The organism is Bacillus sp. BF2-3 (genome assembly GCF_008368795.1).
Classification (GTDB): Bacteria; Bacillota; Bacilli; order Bacillales; family Bacillaceae_G; genus Bacillus_A; species Bacillus_A cereus.
Genome location: NZ_QOSA01000027.1, coordinates 1 through 16,941 on the forward strand (window position 1 = coordinate 1; position 16,941 = coordinate 16,941).

Genomic DNA, 16,941 nt, shown 5'->3' on the forward strand with positions numbered 1-16,941 from the left:
AAAATAAAAAAGATAGCCTACATAGGCTATCTTTTTTATTTTATTTAATTACTGGCACCACTATATGCTACATGTCGTTTCTCAATTCTCTCTTCAATTTCTTTCATATTTTCTTTATTATTTAATAGTGATTGTTTATTTTCAATTAATAATTGTTTAAAAGATTTTCTCACTTTTTTTCTCATTTTCATTGTCCTCCTTGGGGGATGGTTTATATAAAAGATAAAGAATTATCTGTGTGTTCTTATAATAATTGATTGTTGTGAATTCTATTTGAACTTCATATGAAAATTCCGTTTATTTTCTGACAACTTTGTGAACACGAAAAAATGATTATCTAAAACTATGTTGAAATTAATTCACTTCATGATAAAAGTTATTATTTTCATCAACTTTTATCATTATATCTTGTCGAAATATTTATATATTTAAAATTGAGTTCGACATAATTTTATTTATTATCATACTGTTTACAAAAACAAAAAGAAGGTGTCACCAAGTCAAAGTTCGACTTATGCAACATCCCTCTTCCCAAACTATTTATAGCATATTTATTAATATTTCAGGTCTTCCCCAATTCATTTCTTCACAAACAAATCTAAGTTTTTCTTCATCCATTGTGTGTAATCCTTCTTCTAGTGAACATGAAATTGGAACTTCACAGTGAATTTGGGCTAATTGTAACGAAATATTTAAGTTCTCTAAATCACTTTCAATCTTCGTACGCTGCGCTTTTGTTAATGACTCTACATTTTCTAGTACAGCGGATACTGTTCCGTGCTCTTGAATAAGCTTATACGCTGTTTTTTCACCGATACCTTTTACCCCTGGATAATTATCACTTGTATCTCCCATGAAAGCTTTTGCATGGACGATTTGCCACGGCTCTACACCTTTTTCTTCCATGATTTTCTCCGGTGTGTAATATTCGTAATTTCCAATTCCTTTACGCAGAAGCATAACTGTAACGTTCTTATCAACAAGTTGAAGTAAATCTGTATCACCAGTTAAAATATAAACTTCAGCTTCATTGCAATATTGTTTTGCAAGCGTACCGATACAATCGTCCGCTTCGTAGCCTTTCATACCGATAACTGGAATGGATAATTTCGCAGTCATTTCTTGCACTAAATCAAATTGAGGAATTAATTCTTCTGGTGGCGCTGCACGATTTGCTTTATAATTCGAGAACGATTCTGTTCTAAATGTCGTACTTCCCATATCCCAGCATGTAACGATATGTGTTGGTTCGATCGCTTGCGTAGCTGTTAACAAGTGTTTCATATAACCATGAATCCCGTTCGTAGGGGTTCCATCTTGTCGTTTCATAAATTGTCCGTAGACACTTGTTGCGTAAAAAGCACGAAATAATAGTGCCATACCATCAACTAATAATACTTTTTTCATAATTCCTCTCCTATTAAAAAAATAATAACCTCACGTTATCACGTAAGGTTATATAAATAGATTACCATTCTACGTTTTTGCTCAACTTTGTCTATTATACATTGTTTTTGTATATTTAGCACCATTAACACATTAAGACGTTCTACTACAACAAGTATGCAATATGCCTGAATACGTATTTTTTCCAGTAGAAACAACGATAGCTTTTGCATTTCCACTAACGATATGCGAACCTTTAAAACATACATTTTCAAGCTCAAGTGGATTATAATCTTTCATCCGTTTTAATGGAATAAATCGTTTACGTTCAAGATGATAGCAGCTCTCAAACTTCTCTATATTCGCTTCGTTTCCCGTTAACACAGACTCATTCACTAATAAATCATCTGCATAAATAATACGTACATCAGCTGGCACAGCATCTCCAGCCGAAAGAAAAATCATATCTCCAGGTACAAGTTCTTGCACTGGTATCTCCATCATTTTCAGTTCACTATTTAACCCTGTACTACTAGAACATTCTACTCTAGATACAGTAATCGTTTCACGTTGTAATTCATCACACACACGTTGTTTTGAAAAACCTGGAATCATGCCACCAAGCTTCATCATTACTTCTGCGAGAAGTGCTCTTTTTGAAGTTAGTTCATTTCGGCCATATACTTGAATACGTTTTTGCGCCTCTTTCATTGATAGTCCGTCTCTTGTTGTTTTAAAATATGCAAATACAGATTTTACATCTCTTGTTGCAATTTCAATTAATAAATCTTTATTTTTTTGGAGCATTGTTTGTTCTTTTATTGATTTTTTACTTAGTTTATATGACGTGTTACCCACAGTTTTGTTTGCATATAACATATTATCGTCTCCTCCTTTACAACATAGGAAGAAACGCTTTGTTTCTCAATTTATCCACTTTACTGTGAAAGTGTCTCGCGTTTTATAAACGCTACATTATGATAAATATAGAGGGAGGAACAAATCGTTTCCTGCCTACATCATATATTTTTGATTTGAAGTATATGGGTAACGGAACCGAGTCAGAATTTGACATGCTCCTCACCTCCTCGTTTAATTTTATAGTTTATACTATGAAATTACTCATAGCTTGGTAACAAAAAAGGCCCCTACCCTTAAGAGAGTAGCGGCCATTACATACACAAATAAACGATTTCTAATATAATTAGAAATCTACGGACCTCTCCCTCACCGAGTTTTAGCACTGTATAGCATAGGTACATTACCAGCTACGTTAAGAAAAACCTTAATTCGATCATTCCTGTTGACCCATTGGCGTCTCTCGACATTTTTGGGCAGTAGCATTTCTCTATACAGGAGCCTCACCTAACAGAGACTTATTTTCATTACATTGAAAATGTTACTCTTATTTAAAATAGATGTCAACCGTAGCCTACAATTTTTTCAAAAGGTATGGCAAACTAACATATATAAAGTGTAACTTTAATCAGTGGAGGTTTTGTTCATCCCCCACTGATTATTAGCCCTCACCAATCGGGCTTTTACGGGATAAAATAAAAAACTTTACGTTTAAACGTAAAGTTTTTAATAAGTTATACAACCAGCAATTACAATCCCAATTGAAATTGATAAAAACATAAGAAAAAGACCGACTGCTTGATTATCTTCTTCGAGACTTTTGTTTATATTAAAGCGTGGTGTAAGCCACTCAGCTAAATAAAAGACGATAATTTGAGCCAAAATCCCAACTGCTCCCCACGAAATCATATCAAGAAGTGAAATTGAATTAGCTGCTGTCGAATATAAAACAACAGCTAACCCAAGTAATCGTCCTCCAAGCACATAGCTTACCGCCTTATTTCCTTGAGCCATTAACTTAAATTCCTTTACTTTCGTTGTCACTTCCATCAAGAACAGACCTATACATAAAAGGCCGAGTGTTACTACTAAATATAATAAAAAATTAATCATTTTTTCCCCTCCTTTTTATACCTACCGGTAAATAGTACGATTCATTTCCTGTAATCTTTTCTCCCGCACGAATACCGATACTACTCGCTTTTCCAGCAATTAAAAACGAACCAAACACATATGACAGTTTCTCGATCCCTTTTTCTGTTTCCAAGGATACGACTGGCAGTTCGATATACTTTTGAAATATCGGCAGTGACGCTTTATATGTTTGGTGTGCATTTTGAAGCATAATATTTTCGTCTTTATCGCGAATCGTAATTGTATCTCCTTCTCTCCCAAATGAAGGTTTTTGAACGAAAGAACCTTTTCCTAAAAATAAATCTGGTTCTAAATATGTAGGTAACATATATTCTTTAATCCACTGTTGTTCCTCATTTGTATAAAAGGCCTCTTCTTCTGCTAACCCCCAAATAAGACACTGAATTGATTTTGGCTGAAGTAAAAATGCTGACAAAGGATTTATTATAAAAAGCTTTCCGGCTTTTACAAGTTGTAACAATTCCACACCTACCAAATCTCCTGTTTCAGGATCTTGATCCTCAATTAAATCTTCTATCGGATATGTTTGGCGATATAAAACATCAATCTTCGCCCCATCTTTATCGACTAGAGCATCCTTTGTAATTCTAAGTTCTGACATTGGCAATACTTTATTTTCAACATGGCATAGCTGACTTAAATACATAGTGGTATTCCAATCCTCGATATGTTCATGATGTGCTGAAAAAACAACATTTGGATTATCTAATCCCTTTGTCGCTTCCATTACTGCTTTCGTTACACCAGAAGATAGCAATCGTTCTTGATCCGAGTTTGGATCATCATAGCCTAGATTTCCACATACTTTCCCATTCATTTGAAAACATTCCACAATAAAAGTTGGTGTATCACTATTAAACTCAAGCATTTTGATTTTGTTATCCTCTGTTACAGCAAAATCAAATCGCGAAATTACAGATTCAGGATAGAGCCCTTTCATTCTAATGAAAGATAAACTCGCGGATGGAAAGCCAAGATCTAGAAGCTGTTCGTCACTTAAATTACGCAGCAGTCTAGCAGTCTTAAAAAATATTTTCCCCATTCGTTCAGTCGCTAAGTGTAATTGGTCCAAAGTCTGATTTGTTATAGAAAAAACATGAAACAAACTATACTCACATTCATATAAATCCGACCAAAAATCCGGATATTTTAAATAAAATTCTTTTCGATCCCTTATGTATTGCGACATATTTTAGCCCCCAAATCCTCCCTTTGAACCGCTTCCAATTCCACCTTTAAATTCAGCAGACGATTGATACGATTTAAACGCCGATGAATTTTTAAAAGTGGATTTATTTTGATAGTATCGCCCACCATAGAAATAATGCCCACGATAACCTGAACTACTATCATCACACTGCCATACCCCAAGTTCATCATCCCAATCCCAATCAGAACAACTATTATCATTTGGTTTTGGGGGAAGATCTTGTGCGCAACCAAATAAAGTGCCAGTCATTAAAGACGTTACGACACCACCTACTAGCCATTTCGTTTTTGTCACCTTCGCACTCCCCTTTTTAAATTCTATTCCTATTATATAGGATGGCATGATAAAGTAGAAGAAAAAGGAAGAAGAGGGATTAAATGCGCTTAGAATATCGACTTAATGATGAAACGAAAGGGTATCCTGCTTTATGGAACTACGCCAATATTTCTAATTCTGAAATTATCGCACGCATGACTTGTGAATATTTTATTAAAGAGAAAAATACTTATGTTGTTACTGCAACTTCGGTTGATCCAGACGGAACAGCAGTTATTTATATTCAAAAAGAAGTTTTCGCAAATGACCCTTCAGACCCTACATACTCCTACATCGGTTTTGAAATTAGAGAACTAAGTGAAACGAGTTCAAACATAGTAGATAGTCAAGATGTATGGAACTATGAAGAAATTTTACCATCTCTTCATTCAGATATTATATATATTCAGCGAGACGGCATGTCTATGGAGTTCTCCTTAGATTCAAGAGAGATTGATGAAGACAGAAAGTGCTACATTTATTACGGAAACTTCACAGGTGAATCAAGATAATATTGATATATCTATGCAACAAAAAAACCTTACGTATAAAACGTAAGGTTTTTATATAGCCCCACATATGCCGTTCTCTCTAGATGTCCATAAACCTGCTCTCACAGGTGGATGCTCTCACAAATGTTTGTAACTTCCTTCTTAAAAAGATGGCATGTTAGCTACATTTAAATATTGAACTTCCATATTAAACTTATTGGTTTAAGACATGCATAAGCTACGTACACCGTAGGAATTTTATATAAGGTTAGTTGAAATAAGACCCCCGCACGTGCCGCTCCTCGTAAATGTCCAAAAACCCGCTACTCGCAGGTGGATGCCCTCACAGTTACCGTACATCTTCCTCCACAAGGAAGGCTTGATGATGGTCGCTAAATATTGAGCTTCCGTATAACTAACATCGGTTTTAGACATAAATAAGTTACGCACACCGCAGGATGTATTATTTACTTGTCGTTATATTATCACATTGTTTCTAATGTGTAAAATACAAAGTTTTTCGAGCAATCTCTTGCTTGTGACCTTATTTTAATACAAATTATTTTTGCATGCAAGTGATTAATCTTCTTCTTTTGCAATTTGATTTTCTGGATAAGAAATCCAATCACTCCAGCTACCTGCATACAATTTTACATTTTGGAATCCAGCCAATTTTAATGCAACGATATTTGGACATGCCGTAACACCAGAACCACAATATACAATGGTTTCCTTATCTTTCGAAAGATTTTGGAAGCGTTCTTGTTGCCCAGCTCCATTCTTAAATTGTCCTGATTGCAACATTCCATCCTTCCAAAAATGGTTTACCGCTGTCGGAATATGACCTGCTTTATGATCGACAAGTTCCTCGACACCAGCATAACGCTTTGGCTCTCTAGAATCAATTAATGTAACATCCGCACCTGCACGGATATTCTCTCTGACCGTTTCCATCGTTACAAGCATATGATCTTGTATGTTTGTTTTGAATGTTTTTCGTATAACAACAGGAATTTCCGTTGTTGTCGGTAGTCCATTCTCTTTCCAAGCCGGGAAACCACCATCTAATATATATACTTTCTCATGTCCTACATAGTTACATAACCACCATAAACGAGCAGCATTTGCACCGGCTTGACTGTCATACGCAATTACTTTCGTATGTTCATCAATACCAGCCTCCGAAAGCTTGTCTGCAAACTCCTCAATATTTGGTAAAGGATGGCGGCCACCATGTTCTGCTATAGGACTTGATAAATCTAAATTCAAATCAAAATATAACGCATGAGGAATATGTCCTTCTTCATACTTTTCTCTACCCCAATTAGGATTCGCTAAATCAAAACGACAATCGATTATACGGACATTCTCATCTTCTATATGCTCACGTAACCATTCGACTGTAACTATCATCTTTAACGACCTTCTTTCTCTTTCAAACGACTTACATACTCCATAACCATTTCTTCTGTAACATATTTACGCTGCAAGGTAACACCATTTTTTGCAAGATCATTAATTTGCTTCGTTACAACATTAATGACATCAACCGAAAATTCTTTCCCATTTGACGCAAGAGATACGGCAGCTTCAATAGCTGCTTCACGCTGTGCATCTAATTGTAAACATGCTTTTACACTTTCATTTTGTTTACGAGAATGTGCTGTAATTGCTTTATGTACTTCCATCTTCTCTTCCCCCTAAATAGTTATACGTTTTTATTCAATTCCATTGCAAGCCGGATCATATCACGACATACAATCCCATTTTCAATAATCTCTTCTTCATAATGCTTCGAAAAGTAATCAAAATCAATAGAAAAAATACGAAATCCACATTTTTGATATAAAGCAAGTTGTGAAACACTAGAATTGCCTGTACCAACTTCAAGTTTTGACATACCATATCCTTTAGCAGTTTCTACAGCATGCCTTAATAGCTTCTTCCCAATCCCTTTTCCTTGTAAATGCTCTGCAACCGCAATATTCATGATTTCCATCGTCTTTGGCCTTGTTTCCAAAAGAACATATACACCGATAACGCTCCTCCCCTGCTTAGCTACGTATGTTAATCCTCTTTGTACATATGTAGCTATTTGCCGTTCACTTGGATCAGCAAGTAGCAATAAAGACTTCGGTATAGCCTCTTTTGGAATACGTTCTATTACAACAGACATAAAAAATTCCCCCTTCTCTATTGTTCTAAACCCTCCTTGTCTACCATAAGTAATAGAAAGGAGGGATTCACCATGGACAACAATGAGAAAAAATGCAACGTCATCTCTATTGATGGAAAGAAGAAGAAAAGCGACACGTATTCCTATCCAAAATTAGTAGTTGAAAACAAAACATATGAATTTTCTTCATTCGTCTTATGCGGTGAAACACCAGATGGCAGACGACTCGTTCTTACTCATATGATTTCTACCGATGAATTTGCTGGATTTGTAAAATCTTTAGATACTGTACTGCAAAAGAAAATTGAACGAATCTTTTTCTCATAACGACTATATAACATAAATTTCTTTTTCAATCTCTACTAACTGCTTTTGCAATTGTTCTTTACTTTGTTCATATAGAGATACATCGATCGTTTCAGCCAATGCAAACAATATACTTTCATAATAGTTCATCACATCTTGCTGCATCACTTTTTGGAATAAGTTCCACTTCATATCCCACTCTTGCTTATAATGATGAACAAATAAATCTTTTTCATCAGCTACATAGTTTGATACGAACGGTTCTAATACAGATTTAGCGTCTTCTTGCATAAAAGCTTTGTCATTCTTTTCAAAAAAGCTTTTCTCATTTTTAAAATGTGCCAGTGCTTTTTTGAAATCTTTTATTTCAACTGAAGGGAACGGTTCTTTATGTGTAATATCTTTATATTCATACTCCACTATTCCATTCATAGAAATTGATTCATTTTCTACTTTACAGTTCACTACAATTTCGTCCTTTGCACGCTTCATCGCTTCGTCTATCCATTTTTCAAGGCGTAATGATGTCGCACGCATTTCTTGCAATAAATCATGCTGAATAAATGCTACTAATTCCATAACACACTGTTGCAATTGTGTTTTCACATTTCCATCCGTTCGAAGTGACGCTGGATTAATAAATTCAGTAAACACATCGTTATAGCGCAGGAATAGACGCTGTTGCACGTAATAAAGCAACTCTTTCACTTCATTTTGCATCGCCTGTTCTTCAGCAAGTACACTATATGATGAAATGATATGAAGTAGTTGATCACGCTCTGCTTCATATTTTTTCGTTTGCTTCTCTTTCTCTTCATTCCCCTGTTTTGCACCCTTTATCATGTTTACTAAAAGCTGATCTGCCCCTTGCAAAGCACCATATAGAGCATGCACAGAAACAAGCATTAAATCTCTCATCATAAAGGACGTAAATGATTCCTCAAACTTCGTAATCCCAGAGTTTTGTAAAATACCATACTTCTCTTTTTCAACATTCTTTCCTTGTTTCTCTTCAAGCGCACATAAACTTGAAATTGCAAATAAACGCGGATTTCTAATACCGTATTGCAGCAGCTGATCTGCGATATAACCTTTTACCATTTCAAGTTCTTCTTCAGACTCTGCTAAATCCGCCGCATTAATTAAGAAGAACATTTTATCAAGGGCAAAAGTATCCTTTACACGACCAAGCTGAATTAAAAATTCACGGTCAGCACGAGAGAATACATGATTATAATATGTTACAAATAAAATAGCATCTGCGTTTTTAATATACTGGAATGCAACATCCGTATGGCGAGCATTAATAGAATCCGCTCCAGGTGTGTCTACAAGCGCTACTCCCTGCCTTGTTAAAGCACAATCATAATAAAGTTCCATATACTCAACGAAGCATGATTTCTCTTCATTCGCTACATAATCAGAGAACTCTTCTAATGTAACTTGTACTTGTTCTCCTAAATAAGTAGAAACTGCATCATATCCTTTTTGTACCGCTCGTAAAAAGCTAAATGTTGTTTTTTGCTTCCCAGTTGGTGAAGGATATTTCATAACTTTATCAATTTGTGCTAACGCTTCATCTAACGTAGCAATCTCATAATGAAACAGCTTATAAACAGCTTTCATATCTTCTAATAACGCTTGCTTTGATTTAAACTGAACAATTACTGTTCCGTGTGGTTTTTCCTCTGTAACCGGCAAAATTTGATTAATCGTTGCCGTCGTCGGGTTTGGTGATACAGGAAGTACTTTCTCACCGAGTAAGGCATTGGCAAATGATGATTTTCCAGCACTAAATGCCCCGAATAACGCTACTGTAAATTGTTTTGTTTCCACACGTCTTCTTTTCTCTATTACCTCTTGCTGTACATGTTTCAGCGCTGGCAATGGCTCTAATATCGTTTCAGCTTTTTTCACTTTCTCTAATATCCGCTGAATATTTAAAGCCGTCGTTCCTTTCAGCTCTTCTTCATGAACCGCTACGTTATCGCTTACGATTTCCTGCTCTTGTAGTGTAAATTTCTCACTAACAATTTGCTTTTCCCTTTGCAATATCTCATCTATTTGCAGCCCTTCAGGCGTAGCAACATGATCGTGCCAAACATTTCGTAAATAGTCTTCATATGCCTCCAAATTGTTACTGTATTGTAATTGTGTTTCTTTCGCCGTTTGCAGCATCGTATATGTTTCAATCTCTTCTTCAATACGAGCAACTGCTTCTCTCACCTTTTGCTTTAAAACGACCGCACTTTTATCAAAAATTTGCTGTGCTTTTATAAAATAACGTTTCTTCAGTTCATTCGCTACATCCGCTGTATAAAGAAGTAAGTAATCACCTGTGAAACCTGCGCCTTGTTTAATTACTTCAGCCAACATTTCTGGTCCGAAAGCAATTTCTAACCCATATATGTCTTTCCCAATTTCCTCCGTGAACAATCCTTCTTCTTTTAAGAAGGCTACAATAAATTCCTTCACATGAAAATCAAGCTGCGTTTCAACAGTCTTTTGAAGGGCAGAATAAAACGCCTCTACACGTCTTTGTTTTTCTTGCTCCGTCTTTCCTTTCGCAAATAGCAAACCGACCTTAAATTTTGTTAATTTCGTTTCTAAATATGCATTTGCCAATTCTCTCATTTCAAACGGCATTAAATATGCGTTATCTAATATAGCTTGTAAACCTTTTATAAATTCATTTCTCACATAAGATTCTTTACTTGCCTCACGATTTTTCGCTTCCGTTAACTCTTCCTTCTTTTCAACTACCTCTGAAATAGAAAGTGGTGATGCTAACTCTTCCTCATATTTCAAGAGAGCTTTTTCATTTTCAGAAACAATAAACGAGAAATGTTCTCCCATTAAATATTCTGTTTCTCGCTCCATTCCAGTCCTTACATACTGCTCTTTTTCTTTCATAATAGAAGTAATTAACGCTTCTAAGCTTCTAATTTCATTATGTGGATGGTTCATCATTCGTAATGACGTATAATAAACACCATCTACTTCAATATCCCAGTTAGAGAATGATTGTTTTACACTATCTTTATAATTCTCAAACGATAATTCATTTTCTTTATGTTTATCTATTTGATTTACAACGAGATAAACCGTTTTATTACGTTGTTTCAATTCTTTAACAAATTGTAAATTCACTTCCGATTGGACGTGATTATAATCCATCATATAAAAAATGACATCTGCCAGATGAAGTGTCGACTCTGTCGCTAATTGATGGGCATCATCTGTTGAATCAATCCCTGGTGTATCAACTAACATAACCCCTTCAGGAATCGGCGCGTCGTTTCGATAAATATGAACACCAATTACTTCATCGCCGTCTTTACAAATTTGTTTTAATTCTTCTGCTGAATATGCACCGTCATATTCGTACTGCTCTCCAGATTTAACCGTTACAACAACACGATCCATTCCTTTTTCAATTTTGACAACGTTAGCGCTTGTCGGAATTGGACTTGTCGGTAACAACTGCGCTTTATATAGATGATTCATCATCGTTGATTTCCCTGCAGAGAAGTGACCGCAGAACGCTATCATAAGCTGTTCTTGTTTATATTTTTGAATTACCTCAAACAACTTTAAACTATTCTCTGCATCGCCGTGTTTTTGCCACTCTTCATAAAAACAAACAAGTTTTTTCATACCGTTTGTCTGTACTATGTTTGTCATCCCCTTGTTCCCCTTTATCCAAGATGTATATACTTTTCCCCGCTATTTGCGAGCTCATAACCAGTGAGAGTTACACCTACCCATTGATTACAGTTTCACTTTACTATCATACTAAATTTTCAGCATATTCTCATTAAAAATAAAAAATCCCTTTCATTCTTTTTACAAATGAAAGGGATTTTATGTCATATCACTCATTTTGCTGTTCCTACTCCATTTAAAACATACTTCGCAATAACTGCATATACAGCGACTGTACCTGCTACTAATGCATATACCATACTTACGCACCAACCTTTTTTTGATAATGATTATCACTTTTGAATACAGTTTATCATTAAAGAGAATCATTATCAACACTTTTCATAAAGAAAGCTCCTTATAAGAAGGAGCTTTACTGCCTGTTTTGAAAAAGGTTAAAACTTGTTGTGCACTCTTATTATATCTCATCCTACATAACTTAACAGTTTAAAAAAATGGAAATATCCCCTATCCCCTCCACCTTACATTTCGTATAATAAAAGGGAATTACTTAACAAGGAGGAAAAAAATGACACAAAATCTCACACAAGGCGAGAGGATACACTCCATTGATATTATTAGAGGAATAGCTGTACTAGGTATTTTTCTTGTGAATTGGCCTGTTATCGCCGGGGTTGACTCACGTGATCTTTCAGGAATTTACGAAGGGATAGACAGCTACATTCGCCTATTTTACGATATGTTTATTCAAACGAAATTTTATACAATTTTTTCGTTTTTATTCGGATTAGGTTTTTATATTTTTATGAGTCGTGCTGAAGCGAAAACAGATCATCCAAAAATTTTATTTGTTCGCCGCTTACTTATTTTATTATTATTCGGTTTCTTACATTACGTTCTTTTATGGGACGGAGACATTTTACATACTTATGCGATTGCTGGATTTTTCTTATTTTTATTTTATAAGAGAGAACCTCGTACTATTTTAATATGGGCTATCGTTTTATTGAGTATTTTTCAATTCATTATGCTAATGGCTGGTATTACGGTTGCATTGGTACCAAAGGAAGAGCTAGGTTTTTCCTTACCTATCATGCCATTAGAAGACTGGCTGTCACAAATACAAAATCGTTTCCATGCATTTTACGCTGATGGAATTGGATTAAATTTACTTATGCTCCCAGAAACAGTTGGGCTGTTTTTACTTGGTTTATACGCCGGCAAAAAGGATATTTTCCGCCGCGCGAAAGAGTTAGATCCAAAGCTTAAAAAATGGCAAATTATTATGTTCCTTTTTACATTACCAATGTGGTTCTTCATGGTTCGTTACTTCTTATCAAAACCATTTTATGAACCAATTTATATGCAGGTCTTTACAATGTTTAGCGGAAAAACGTTATTCATATTCTACATTTTCACACTAATGCGTTTATTACAAAAAGAAAAATGGCAAACGTTATTACGTCCATTCCAATACGTTGGACGAATGGCATTAACAAATTACATCTCGCATACAATTGTTACATTACTTGTATTTGGTCTATTTCTTAAAAATTATTATCCTGCTCCATTATGGGTTGGACCAATATTCTGCATTAGTTTCTACACGTTACAAATCTTTATTAGCCGCTGGTGGCTTTCACATTACCAATACGGGCCACTTGAGTACATTTGGCGTCTTGGTACTTACGGGAAAATGATGCCACTTAAAAAGAAAAGCAAGGTCTCATAACGAGACCTTGCTTTTTTACGCTTCTCTTACTGCATTTTGCATAGATACTGGCTCTTCTTCTACTTTCACTTTGCGCTGCGGCACCATATTAAATACGATATTTAAAAGTACTGCTGAAGCACTTCCAAGTACAATTCCGTTATCTGTTAAAATACGAATGCTTTCTGGAAGTTGTGAAAATAATGTAGGAACGACTGTTACGCCAAGCCCAATTCCGACAGAACATGCAACGATTAATAAGTTTTCTTGTCTTCCGAAGTCAACGCTACTTAACATTTTAATACCATATGCCATAACCATACCGAACATCGCTAACATCGCACCGCCCAGTACTGATTTCGGAATAATTGTTGTAATAGCTGCGATTTTAGGAATGAAACCAAGTGCGATTAACATACCACCGCAAGTATAAATAATAACGCGATTTCTTACTCCAGTTAATTGAACAAGTCCTACGTTTTGAGAGTATGTTGTATATGGGAACGCGTTGAAAATACCACCTAACACCATCGCTAATCCTTCTGCGCGATAGCCTTTTGTTAATTCTTTTTCACCGATTTTTTTATTGCAAATATCAGATAATGCAAAGTATACACCCGTTGCTTCTACAATCCCTACACAAGCAACGAGAATCATCGTAATAATTGGTGTTAATTCAAATGTTGGTGTACCAAAGTAAAATGGTTGAATACCGTGGAACCAATCCGCCTCTCCAACCGCTTGCAAACTTACTTTCCCCATAAACGCTGCAACGATAGTACCGAACAATAGACCTAGTAAAATAGAGATTGAACGAATAAATCCATCAAAGAAACGATACATAATGATGATAAATAATAACACACCAAATGCTAATGCTAAATTTTCAAGACTACCGAAATCCTTACTTCCTACTCCTCCAGCCATATCATTAATTGCTGCTGGAACAAGTGTAACTCCAATTACAGTAACAACAGATCCTGTTACAACAGGTGGAAACAGTTTTACAAGTTTTCCAAATAATTTCGCAAAAATAACAACGAATAACCCAGCAGCAATAATTGCTCCATAAATTGAAGACACACCGTATTGTTTTCCAATCGCAATCATCGGTCCAACGGCTGTAAATGTACAACCAAGTACAACGGGAAGTCCTATACCGAAAAAGCGATTTGATAATGCTTGTAAAATTGTCGCAACGCCGCACATTAATAAATCAATTGAGACTAAATATGTTAACTCTTTTTGATTTAAACCAAGTCCACCGCCCACAATAAGCGGAACGATAATTGCTCCAGCATACATTGCAAGCATATGCTGCATACCAAGCGATGCAATTTTAAATGGATGCTGCTTCATCGTTTATTTCACCTCCGCAGTTTTTTGCTGTACAAATGTAACTGTGCCGTTATCAAGTGATGCAATTTCTGCTAGTGATTCAACACGAACGCCTTGTTCACGAAGCTTCTTTCCTCCATCTTGAAATGCTTTTTCAATAACAATTCCAATCCCTGCAATACTCGCTCCAGCTTGCTCTACTAAACTCATTAAACCTAAAGCAGCCTGACCGTTTGCTAAAAAGTCATCGATGATTAATACACGATCATTTTCATCGATATGATTTCGAGATAATGAAATTTCATTTGTTTCTTGTTTTGTAAATGAATATACGTTTGCAACGTACATATTATCTTGTAACGTTAACGATTTACGTTTTCGTGCAAAAATTACTTTTACACCAAGCTCTAATGCAGCCATAACTGCTGGTGCAATGCCTGAAGATTCAATCGTCACGATTTTTGTAATGTTCTCTTCTTTAAAACGTTTAGCAAATTCTTTTCCGATTTCTTGCATAAGTACTGGATCAATTTGATGATTTAAAAAAGCATCTACCTTTAATACGTCACCAGATAAAACCTTTCCTTCGTTCAAAATCTTTTCTTGTAATACTTTCATGTTTGTTCCCCCTCTTATGCAATAAAAAAACTCCAAAAGCCACCACCACTCGTTACAAGTGAGAGACGCGCTTTTGGAGTTTCGCAAAAAAAGAATGCTAAACAAGCAATTATATTCGTCCTCACTCATAGTCAAAGTATTTACGGTACTTCGGTAGAAACTTGCAGGCCATATCCCCGCGATTATATGAGTGTAGCTAACTATTTATTTTATAGAAGGATTATAACGTACTTTTTATGCTTTGAAAAGCATTTATCGAAAAAACACGTACAAATTTTTAAAAACTACTATTTTTGTTCGAGTTTTGCAAACTCTTTCATTTCCAATTACAACTTCGTTAAAATGATTGGCCCATCTTTTGTAATCGCAATTGTATGCTCATATTGAGCTGATAATTTCCCGTCCATCGTTCGTGCAGCCCACCCATTTAAATCTACTTTAGAATATCGCATACCTATATTTACAATCGGTTCAATTGTAATTACCATTCCTTCTTGTAACTGAGGTCCTTGTCCTTGTTTCCCAAAATGAAAAATTGCTGGTTCTTCATGAATCTCTTTACCGATTCCATGTCCCGTAAAGTCTCTTGCAACAGAAAAACCTTCATTTGTTACATAACTTTCAATTGCATAGCCAATATCTCCTACATGATTACCAATTACCGCCTGGTCAATTCCTTTATACAAAGCATTCTCAGCTACTAACAACAACTTTTCTGCTTCATCAGAAACTTTTCCAACTCTATACGTCCAAGCAGAATCTGAAAGACCTCCATTTAAGTTTACTACCGTGTCAATTGTTACAATATCACCCTCAGTTAAAGGAACATCGGCCGGAAACGCATGACACATTTCATCGTTTACAGATGCACATATCGCATATGGATATCCGTTGTACCCTTTCTGCTCAGACGTTGCACCATGCTGTTCTAAATATGCTTCAACAAACGTATTAATTTCTTTTGTAGTAATACCTGGTTTCATCATCTTCGCAATTTCTCTATGACATGAAGCAAGTAATTTTCCAGATTTATGAATTAACTCTATTTCATTTTTCGTTTTAATTATACTCATGCTGTCTCTCCTTACTAAACTTGCTATTTACTATTAAACTTCAATCATACACATCCTCTTCCAAAATTTCAAAACTTCCAATTACAAAAAGTATGATTTATTTCTGCATAAAAAAACAGAAGGAGATTCTTCTGTTTTTTAATCATTTTTACATATATAATTCATTTTCAAAAACTCAAAACAACTACCATTTGTTTTCTGTATAAACGTTCCAACTACTTCAAACCCTGCCCTTTTATACACTTTAATCGCTCTCTCATTAAATATAGCTACTGATAGTGTTATATACTTGCATCCATATTTTTCTTTACTAAAAGCTAGTATAGCGTTTTAGAACTGTAAACCAAATCCGTTCCCAGTCATATTAGGTCTCATTCCAAGACCAATATCAACCGTTCCGTCATTTATTTTACAAACAGTAAAATAACCAATGAGAGTGCCATTTTTCTTCACAGAAAATGTATGATCCCCTCTACTTTCATCATGTAAAAATTCAGCTAAATCTTCTTCATCTGCCTCTATATCGTAAAAGGAATATTTCCCTTCATAATGCCAGTTGTATGCAATTTCTTCTGCTTCTTCTTGCGTCATTACTGTATATGTATAGTCCATTCTCCCATCCCCCTTTAAAAAAGAGC

16 protein-coding genes, 2 other RNA genes, 1 pseudogene and 2 riboswitches are annotated in these 16,941 nt (G+C 35.3%); of the genes and pseudogenes, 3 read left to right on the forward strand and 16 right to left on the reverse strand.

What is annotated here, in order from left to right; genetic code table 11:
- Positions 1–44: 44 nt before the first annotated feature.
- The 6 genes from DN401_RS20065 to DN401_RS20090 all read right to left on the reverse strand — a co-directional run bounded on the left by DN401_RS20065 (position 45) and on the right by DN401_RS20090 (position 4,903).
- On the reverse strand, positions 45–185 hold the full coding sequence (locus DN401_RS20065) for an FbpB family small basic protein (protein ID WP_001228048.1): 141 nt from the start codon (positions 183–185) through the stop codon (positions 45–47).
- A gap of 355 nt (positions 186–540) precedes the next feature.
- Positions 541–1,407 carry a 5'-3' exonuclease gene (locus tag DN401_RS20070; RefSeq protein WP_000757072.1) on the reverse strand — a complete coding sequence of 289 codons (867 nt, stop codon included), beginning with the start codon at positions 1,405–1,407 and terminating at the stop codon, positions 541–543.
- 132 nt (positions 1,408–1,539) lie between these two features.
- A complete protein-coding gene (locus DN401_RS20075; RefSeq protein WP_000964949.1) occupies positions 1,540–2,265 on the reverse strand; it encodes a P-type ATPase actuator domain-containing protein in 726 nt (241 codons plus the stop codon).
- 335 nt (positions 2,266–2,600) lie between these two features.
- A riboswitch (M-box (ykoK) riboswitch) is annotated at positions 2,601–2,766 on the reverse strand.
- A gap of 204 nt (positions 2,767–2,970) precedes the next feature.
- Entirely contained in the window at positions 2,971–3,357 is a 387-nt protein-coding gene (locus tag DN401_RS20080; RefSeq protein ID WP_000606868.1) for a DUF350 domain-containing protein, read from the reverse strand.
- Complete coding sequence (locus tag DN401_RS20085; protein WP_149287909.1) at positions 3,350–4,588, reverse strand: glutathionylspermidine synthase family protein; 1,239 nt, start codon at positions 4,586–4,588, stop codon at positions 3,350–3,352. Before DN401_RS20085 ends, DN401_RS20080 begins: the two co-directional genes overlap by 8 nt.
- A gap of 3 nt (positions 4,589–4,591) precedes the next feature.
- Complete coding sequence (locus DN401_RS20090; RefSeq protein ID WP_000169030.1) at positions 4,592–4,903, reverse strand: hypothetical protein; 312 nt, start codon at positions 4,901–4,903, stop codon at positions 4,592–4,594.
- Positions 4,904–4,986: 83 nt separating this feature from the next.
- Between DN401_RS20090 and DN401_RS20095 the strand changes: the two genes are divergently transcribed.
- The gene (locus DN401_RS20095; RefSeq protein ID WP_001235523.1) at positions 4,987–5,436 is read left to right on the forward strand and encodes a hypothetical protein; all 450 of its coding nucleotides are present in this window, start codon (positions 4,987–4,989) and stop codon (positions 5,434–5,436) included.
- Positions 5,437–5,490: 54 nt separating this feature from the next.
- Here the strand turns inward: DN401_RS20095 and ssrS (DN401_RS20100) are convergent.
- The 5 genes from ssrS (DN401_RS20100) to DN401_RS20120 form a co-directional block, all read right to left on the reverse strand.
- A non-coding RNA gene (gene ssrS, locus DN401_RS20100) (6S RNA) lies at positions 5,491–5,674 on the reverse strand.
- Positions 5,675–5,695: 21 nt separating this feature from the next.
- Positions 5,696–5,878, reverse strand: a non-coding RNA gene (gene ssrS, locus DN401_RS20105) — 6S RNA.
- Positions 5,879–5,994: 116 nt separating this feature from the next.
- Complete coding sequence (locus DN401_RS20110) at positions 5,995–6,828, reverse strand: sulfurtransferase (protein ID WP_071740361.1); 834 nt, start codon at positions 6,826–6,828, stop codon at positions 5,995–5,997.
- A 2-nt stretch (positions 6,829–6,830) separates the two neighbouring features.
- Positions 6,831–7,103 carry a YpbS family protein gene (locus tag DN401_RS20115; RefSeq protein ID WP_000451818.1) on the reverse strand — a complete coding sequence of 91 codons (273 nt, stop codon included), beginning with the start codon at positions 7,101–7,103 and terminating at the stop codon, positions 6,831–6,833.
- A 20-nt stretch (positions 7,104–7,123) separates the two neighbouring features.
- Positions 7,124–7,591, reverse strand: coding sequence for a GNAT family N-acetyltransferase (locus DN401_RS20120; protein WP_000117692.1), 468 nt, complete (start codon positions 7,589–7,591; stop codon positions 7,124–7,126).
- Positions 7,592–7,663: 72 nt separating this feature from the next.
- Here DN401_RS20120 and DN401_RS20125 point away from each other — a divergent pair, with 72 nt between their 5' ends.
- The gene (locus DN401_RS20125) at positions 7,664–7,918 is read left to right on the forward strand and encodes a DUF3931 domain-containing protein (RefSeq protein WP_000369740.1); all 255 of its coding nucleotides are present in this window, start codon (positions 7,664–7,666) and stop codon (positions 7,916–7,918) included.
- A 3-nt stretch (positions 7,919–7,921) separates the two neighbouring features.
- Here the strand turns inward: DN401_RS20125 and DN401_RS20130 are convergent, their stop codons facing one another.
- Positions 7,922–11,581 carry a dynamin family protein gene (locus DN401_RS20130; protein ID WP_149287910.1) on the reverse strand — a complete coding sequence of 1,220 codons (3,660 nt, stop codon included), beginning with the start codon at positions 11,579–11,581 and terminating at the stop codon, positions 7,922–7,924.
- A gap of 550 nt (positions 11,582–12,131) precedes the next feature.
- Between DN401_RS20130 and DN401_RS20135 the strand changes: the two genes are divergently transcribed.
- Positions 12,132–13,295, forward strand: coding sequence for a DUF418 domain-containing protein (locus tag DN401_RS20135; RefSeq protein WP_000193190.1), 1,164 nt, complete (start codon positions 12,132–12,134; stop codon positions 13,293–13,295).
- Between the two features lie 15 nt (positions 13,296–13,310).
- Here the strand turns inward: DN401_RS20135 and pbuX are convergent, their stop codons facing one another.
- The 4 genes and pseudogenes from pbuX to DN401_RS20160 form a co-directional block, all read right to left on the reverse strand.
- A complete protein-coding gene (gene pbuX, locus DN401_RS20140) occupies positions 13,311–14,633 on the reverse strand; it encodes a xanthine permease PbuX (RefSeq protein ID WP_048538184.1) in 1,323 nt (440 codons plus the stop codon).
- A 3-nt stretch (positions 14,634–14,636) separates the two neighbouring features.
- Complete coding sequence (locus DN401_RS20145; RefSeq protein WP_017657090.1) at positions 14,637–15,230, reverse strand: xanthine phosphoribosyltransferase; 594 nt, start codon at positions 15,228–15,230, stop codon at positions 14,637–14,639.
- Between the two features lie 108 nt (positions 15,231–15,338).
- Positions 15,339–15,440: riboswitch (purine riboswitch) on the reverse strand.
- 116 nt (positions 15,441–15,556) lie between these two features.
- Positions 15,557–16,303 carry a type I methionyl aminopeptidase gene (locus tag DN401_RS20155; protein WP_121868166.1) on the reverse strand — a complete coding sequence of 249 codons (747 nt, stop codon included), beginning with the start codon at positions 16,301–16,303 and terminating at the stop codon, positions 15,557–15,559.
- A 138-nt stretch (positions 16,304–16,441) separates the two neighbouring features.
- Positions 16,442–16,915, reverse strand: a pseudogene (locus DN401_RS20160) (GNAT family N-acetyltransferase).
- Positions 16,916–16,941: the final 26 nt, after the last annotated feature.

Excerpts from the sequence above, each read along its gene's own strand:
- DN401_RS20145 (WP_017657090.1), bottom strand. The coding sequence starts at position 15,230 with ATGAAAGTATTACAAGAAAAGATTTTGAACGAAGGAAAGGTTTTATCT.
- DN401_RS20135 (WP_000193190.1), top strand. The coding sequence starts at position 12,132 with ATGACACAAAATCTCACACAAGGCGAGAGGATACACTCCATTGATATT.
- DN401_RS20155 (WP_121868166.1), bottom strand. The coding sequence starts at position 16,303 with ATGAGTATAATTAAAACGAAAAATGAAATAGAGTTAATTCATAAATCT.
- DN401_RS20115 (WP_000451818.1), bottom strand. The coding sequence starts at position 7,103 with ATGGAAGTACATAAAGCAATTACAGCACATTCTCGTAAACAAAATGAA.
- DN401_RS20080 (WP_000606868.1), bottom strand. The coding sequence starts at position 3,357 with ATGATTAATTTTTTATTATATTTAGTAGTAACACTCGGCCTTTTATGT.
- DN401_RS20085 (WP_149287909.1), bottom strand. The coding sequence starts at position 4,588 with ATGTCGCAATACATAAGGGATCGAAAAGAATTTTATTTAAAATATCCG.
- pbuX (WP_048538184.1), bottom strand. The coding sequence starts at position 14,633 with ATGAAGCAGCATCCATTTAAAATTGCATCGCTTGGTATGCAGCATATG.
- DN401_RS20125 (WP_000369740.1), top strand. The coding sequence starts at position 7,664 with ATGGACAACAATGAGAAAAAATGCAACGTCATCTCTATTGATGGAAAG.
- DN401_RS20120 (WP_000117692.1), bottom strand. The coding sequence starts at position 7,591 with ATGTCTGTTGTAATAGAACGTATTCCAAAAGAGGCTATACCGAAGTCT.
- DN401_RS20070 (WP_000757072.1), bottom strand. The coding sequence starts at position 1,407 with ATGAAAAAAGTATTATTAGTTGATGGTATGGCACTATTATTTCGTGCT.
- DN401_RS20065 (WP_001228048.1), bottom strand. The coding sequence starts at position 185 with ATGAGAAAAAAAGTGAGAAAATCTTTTAAACAATTATTAATTGAAAAT.
- DN401_RS20110 (WP_071740361.1), bottom strand. The coding sequence starts at position 6,828 with ATGATAGTTACAGTCGAATGGTTACGTGAGCATATAGAAGATGAGAAT.
- DN401_RS20095 (WP_001235523.1), top strand. The coding sequence starts at position 4,987 with ATGCGCTTAGAATATCGACTTAATGATGAAACGAAAGGGTATCCTGCT.
- DN401_RS20075 (WP_000964949.1), bottom strand. The coding sequence starts at position 2,265 with ATGTTATATGCAAACAAAACTGTGGGTAACACGTCATATAAACTAAGT.
- DN401_RS20130 (WP_149287910.1), bottom strand. The coding sequence starts at position 11,581 with ATGACAAACATAGTACAGACAAACGGTATGAAAAAACTTGTTTGTTTT.